We start from the raw sequence: 5867 nt of genomic DNA on the forward strand, positions 1-5867 counted from the left end.
TATTAAACAATGATGCTGCAAGTGACGCCGCCAAAGGTGGTACCCGCCGTACTCTGGTTCGGGTTTTGGAAGCCACGCTGCGTTTAGCACACCCTTTTATGCCATTTATTACCGAAGAAATCTGGCATACCATCGCACCGTTAGCCGGTAAAACAGGCTCTACTATTATGCGTGAAGCCTATCCGGTAGCTGACAGCAGTAAAATTGATAGCACTGCCGTTGCCGATATGGAATGGGTAATGCAGTTTATTAACGGTATTCGTTCTATTCGTTCACAAATGAATATTGCCCCGAAAAAACAATTGCCAGTGTTGCTCAAGGATGCCGCTGACATTGATAAACAACGTTTACATGACAACCACGACTTTATCAGCCGTCTGGCGAATCTGGAATCGGTCGAATTCCTCAGCGGTGAAGCGCCTGCCGCTGCTACTGCACTGGTTGGCAAAATGGAAATCCTGATTCCACTGGAAGGTCTGATTGATAAGGATGCTGAAATTGCCCGTCTGGATAAAGAAATCAGTAAGCTGGATAAAATTATCAAGCAATCCGCTGGCAAACTGAGTAATGAAAACTATGTTGCCAAGGCGCCCGCAGATGTTGTTGCCAAAGAACGTGAAAAACTGGCAGAGCTGGAACAGTCTTTAAGTCAGTTACAGCAGCAACGTAAAGCATTGGGCTAAAACCCTAAGTCCTTTTTTAGGAACTTTCCGACTCTATTAGTCAGTCAATAACAATACGAAAAGCCGGTGTTTTCACCGGCTGCTATCTGTTGTAATAGAGACTATGACTACTGAAGAATTTAATCCCAACGACGCCACCACCACGCCAATGACACGGCTGCAGTTCGATAACCGGTTTGTACGGGAGCTCCCCGCGGATCCGGATACTGAAAATGTTCGCCGTCAGGTGCTAGGTGCCTGTTATACCTTTGTTAACCCAACACCTGTCGCCAATCCTGAACTGGTGGCATATTCCATGGATTTAGCCACTGACCTGGGCATCAGACCGGTGGATTGCGAAAGCCGACAATTTACTAACGTGTTTGCCGGCAATGAAATTTTAAAAGGTATGCAGCCTCATGCAATGTGCTATGGCGGACATCAGTTTGGCAACTGGGCCGGACAACTGGGCGATGGCCGTGCCATTAATCTTGGTGAAGTTCAGGATATTCACGGCCAACTGCAAATGTTGCAGCTTAAAGGTGCCGGTGAAACACCCTACTCCCGTTCAGCTGATGGCCTGGCCGTATTACGATCCTCGGTGCGTGAATTTCTATGCAGTGAAGCCATGTTTCATCTTGGCATACCCACAACCCGTGCATTAAGTCTGGTGACAACCGGTGAAGGCGTAGTCCGCGATATGTTTTACGATGGCCGCCCGCAAACTGAGCCAGGCGCGATTGTCTGTCGAGTCGCGCCTTCTTTCCTGCGCATTGGTAATTACGAATTATTTAACTCGCGAGGCGATGTCGACAATCTTCGTTTACTGGTTGATTACACCATTCGCCATCATTTTCCACACCTGGGCGAACCCTCTAAAGAAACCTATCTGGCCTGGTTTAAAGAAGTCTGTGAACGCACCGCAGATTTAGTAGTGCACTGGATGCGTGTTGGTTTTGTGCATGGTGTATTAAATACTGATAACACTTCGATTTTAGGGCTGACTATTGATTACGGCCCTTATGGCTGGATTGATAATTACGATCCTGACTGGACACCTAACACCACCGATGCCACTGGTAAACGCTACCGTTTTGGACACCAACCACAGATTGCCCAGTGGAACCTGCTGCAACTCGGCAACGCGATATATCCATTGATTAATGAAGTTGAGCCGTTACAACAGATTCTTACCGATTATGTCGAGCTCTACACCAACAAATGGCAACAGATGCGTGCCGATAAGCTGGGGCTGAACGAGTATAAGGGTGATGATGATCATGAATTGAATCAGCAGTTACAGAAAATTCTGTTATTGGCTGAAACCGATATGACGATTTTCTATCGCCGATTAGCCGATGTGAGCTGTGCACACAATGACCTCAGCGATGAAGCGCTATTGGAACCGTTGATGGAAGCTTATTACGCACCAGATGCTTTATCGAAAGAAGATAAAAAAGATATCTGTGACTGGTTGCGTCAGTATCAGCAACGCGTGCAACAGGATGGCACCAGCGATCAGGATAGAAAAACCAGAATGAACCTGGTTAATCCGAAATATGTATTACGCAATTACTTATCACAACAGGCGATTGATAAAGCCCATGAGGGTGATTACAGCATGATTCATGAACTTCTGGAAGTCATGCACCGTCCTTATGATGAACAGCCACAGTATCATCATTACGCTGCCAAACGCCCAGACTGGGCCAGAGATAAACCTGGCTGCTCAATGCTGTCCTGTAGTTCTTAAATTAAGGAGTCGTTAGATGAAGTTGATCAGTAAACTGCTTGTTTTATTGATTTTAACATCTGCAATGACCGCCCATGCAGGTAGCGTCAATGATAAAAAGTTGCAAATTGACAAGGTTGCAGATGGATTAGGAATCCCATGGGGAATGGCAATTTTGCCGGATGGCACAATGCTGGTCAGTCAACGTGAGGGCAAATTAAGCCAGATAAATCTGAATTCTGGTGAGAGCACTAAGATATCTGGCGTACCTGAAGTTAAAGCTGAAGGCCAAGGTGGTTTACTTGATGTTGCCTTATCCCCTGATTATGCCGAAAGTGGCTGGATCTATTTTACTTACAGTAAAAATGTAGATGGTCAGGGAGCTACCACTCTCGCCCGCGCCAAGTTGGATGGAAACACCCTAAGTGATTGGATCGATTTGCTAGTCACTCAATCTCGTACCAGCAAAGGCCAGCATTACGGTAGCAGAATTGTGTTTGACCAACAGGGTCATCTATTTTTCTCGATTGGGGATCGTGGGGAACGTGATAGAGCTCAGGAGCTAAGCAATCACAATGGCACTATTCTAAGACTGAAACTTGATGGAAGTGTCCCGCAGGACAATCCTTTTGTTGGAGAGAGTAATGCCTTGCCGGAAATCTGGAGTTATGGGCATCGTAATCCGCAAGGTTTGTTTTATAACGTCGAGACCCAGCAACTATGGGGCATTGAACATGGCCCACGCGGTGGCGATGAAATCAATCTGATTGAAGCCGGTAAAAACTATGGTTGGCCGGAAGCCTCTCACGGCAAGGAATATTACGCTCCCGTTTCCGTTGGCAAGAAAGAAGTAGACGGTATGGAAAATCCGGTAAAAGTCTATATTCCGTCAATTGCACCCAGTGGTCTGGTGCAATATCAGGGTGATGCTTTCCCGGAGTGGCAAGGTGATTTATTTTCCGGTGCACTGGCGTTACAGCATCTGAACCGGGTCAAAATTCAAGATAACGATGCTGTAGATGAAATACGCTATCTGCGTACAATGAATAAACGTATCCGCGATGTTATTGAAAGCCCTGAAGGCTGGTTATATGTCTCTACGGATGATGGCGAAATTTACCGGATTCAGCCGGCAAATTAATAGTTAATGTCCAGAATCAGATAACGATGACCACCATCCTGAACCTGGATGCTAACTTCATCATCAATCTGCTTTTTTAACAACGCCCGCGCCAAAGGTGAATCGACACTGATATTGCCTTTGGCGTGGTCAATCTCATCCGGGCCGACAATGCGGTATTGGACTTCTTCCTTATCATCTTTCAACAGCGTTACATAGGCCGCAAAAAACACCGCATCCTGATTATCTGGAATACGATCAATCACCATCAAATCGGGAATACGTTTTTGAAGATAACGAATACGCCGGTCTATTTCTCTGAGTTCTTTCTTGCGATATATGTATTCTGCATTTTCAGAGCGATCGCCTTCTGCCGCTGCAGCCGCCAGCGCCTGAACCACGTGCCTGCGTCGCTGCCAGCGTTCACTAAGCTCCTGGTTCATCCTGAACATGCCATCAGCAGTAATGTAAGGTGATGAAGCCATTAATTTGTTGTTGCTGATTTATGAAGTGTTTGCTTCAGCTGAGATTCATTAATTGTTGCACCTAAACGGCTGGCGATCAGCCGCATATCGGTTTCAGCATTTTCCAGGCAGCTGGTGCCACCAGGCGATGGTGTCATGTTAAAAACAATGCCTGTGCCAGGATTAATCTTCGCTTCTCCCATCAACAATTTGGCATTCTTTTTATCAATCAACTGAGGTCTGACACCCCCAAAACCTTTGGCGAATTCAATATCTTTCAATTGCAGGCCAGGAACAATTTTGCGGGCATCTTTCAAAAACAGCCAGCGACGTAATAACGGCACTTCAAACAGAAAGTTTTTAAAAATGTAATTACGGATATCCTTAATTCTGAATAAGTCCCAGAACACTCTCATTACCCGGCTGTCGAGACGCAGAACACGCAGAAAATCAAAAAAAGTTTTGTTGTTATAACGCTCTAACAATGGCAGTAACAGTGCTGTTGGTCCAAAACGGGTTTTACCTTCGACCAGCACATCTGGATCACCATGTACCGCTGCGAACGGCAACGCATCATTTTGCACGGTATAGACCTTGCCACGGAGAATCTGCGGAGTGAAATAAAAACTTCCTGCTACTGGCAGACAGGAGAACTCTAACCCGTACCCCATTTTCTGTGCCAGTAATAAGCTGTGTCCGCCAGCAGAAACAACCACACTGCGAGCCTGGATGATTTTGTCGCCGGTGACCAGCGAAAATACACCGTCTTTTTCGACAATGTCATCGACTTCGCTGTTAAACACTAACTGGATTTGTTTATCGGTTTTTGCTTTGGCTTTATCAACAAAGGCTTCAGATAAACGCAGATAATCCACTGCACTGTAATCATCCAAAACGGCAAGCGCAACACAGGGTTCCGCCCGCATTTCACCATTAACCATAACCACTGAGGGTTCATAGGTAGCGATATCGGACTTCTCCAATAGCTTCATCTTGGGGAATACTTCACGGAAAGTCTGGTAACGTTGGCGAAGCTGACGACATTCCTGCTCGCCTACACCTAAAACCATTTTCGGATATTTGAAAATCACCTGATCAACATTAGGTAAGTCCTCAGCAAAATTCACCAGCATCTCAGCGGCGGCCTTTACTTTAGTGGCTTTCTCCAATGTGTAATTGGTTTCAATATCACCGCAATGGATCGTCTGACTGTTGTTACGGCCATTGGAGTTGACCTTAGCCACTCCGGCATACTTTTCCAACAGGACAATATCATTGAGATCAGTATATTCAGCCAGCATATACAGTAGCGCGGTGCCACAGACACCGCCACCGATAATGGCTACCTGATGAATTTGGTCTGACATAATTTTTTCCGTGCTTAAACGACGGAAATTTTAGCAAAACGTTAATCAGACCGTTTAAAAATATCGCTATTTACACATTATCTGAGTCCAATAAAATACTCAGATTATTTGTATTTTGTTTTATTACTGCCAGAAAAGGACGGTATTGTTGAGAGAATCGCCTGCAACTCACTGCGTTTCTTTCTACTTTTCACCGGTTTTTTAACGGCCGTTAATTTATCTACATCGGTCAATAGGTTCTCTAATTGCGCAGGATCCGGAAGTGGTGTCTCCTGTGTTGGAGGAATCAGCGATGCATTATTATCTGATTGTGTCGCCTGCAACTTCTCGACATCTTTAAGTAATGATTCGAGACGTTCCGGTTCAGGTAACTCGGGCTGTTCTGGAATATCAAAACCGGCTATTTCTGACTGGGTCTGCTTCCGGTCCTGTTCAGCCTGGGCTTGTTCTGCGGCCAGTGCGGCGGCAAAATCCAACTCTGCCTTTGTTGGCTCTTCTGAGGCTTCGGCTTCGGCTTCGGCT

General features: G+C 45.8%; 6 protein-coding genes. 3 read left to right on the forward strand and 3 right to left on the reverse strand.

Annotated features, from left to right (window positions below; all coding sequences use genetic code 11):
* From B3182_RS06460 to B3182_RS06470, 3 genes are all read left to right on the forward strand, one after another.
* The coding region (locus B3182_RS06460; protein WP_292752050.1) for a class I tRNA ligase family protein at nucleotides 1-683 on the forward strand (683 nt) is incomplete at its 5' end.
* Nucleotides 684-786: 103 nt separating this feature from the next.
* Nucleotides 787-2415: a protein adenylyltransferase SelO gene (locus B3182_RS06465; RefSeq protein ID WP_292357594.1), complete on the forward strand. Its 1629-nt coding sequence runs from the start codon at nucleotides 787-789 to the stop codon at nucleotides 2413-2415.
* Between the two features lie 16 nt (nucleotides 2416-2431).
* On the forward strand, nucleotides 2432-3535 hold the full coding sequence (locus B3182_RS06470) for a PQQ-dependent sugar dehydrogenase (protein WP_292357596.1): 1104 nt from the start codon (nucleotides 2432-2434) through the stop codon (nucleotides 3533-3535).
* Here B3182_RS06470 and greB read toward each other — a convergent pair.
* From greB to B3182_RS06485, 3 genes are all read right to left on the reverse strand, one after another.
* Nucleotides 3532-3999, reverse strand: a complete 468-nt coding sequence (greB, locus tag B3182_RS06475; protein WP_292357598.1) for a transcription elongation factor GreB — start codon at nucleotides 3997-3999, stop codon at nucleotides 3532-3534. The two genes, B3182_RS06470 and greB, sit on opposite strands and share 4 nt — an antisense overlap.
* Nucleotides 3999-5345: an FAD-dependent oxidoreductase gene (locus B3182_RS06480; protein WP_292357599.1), complete on the reverse strand. Its 1347-nt coding sequence runs from the start codon at nucleotides 5343-5345 to the stop codon at nucleotides 3999-4001. The genes greB and B3182_RS06480 overlap by 1 nt, the downstream gene beginning before the upstream one ends.
* Nucleotides 5346-5449: 104 nt before the next feature.
* The coding region (locus B3182_RS06485) for a hypothetical protein (RefSeq protein WP_292740816.1) at nucleotides 5450-5867 on the reverse strand (418 nt) is incomplete at its 5' end.

The organism is Methylophaga sp. UBA4204 (genome assembly GCF_002379485.1).
In the GTDB taxonomy this organism is placed as follows: Bacteria; Pseudomonadota; Gammaproteobacteria; order Nitrosococcales; family Methylophagaceae; genus Methylophaga.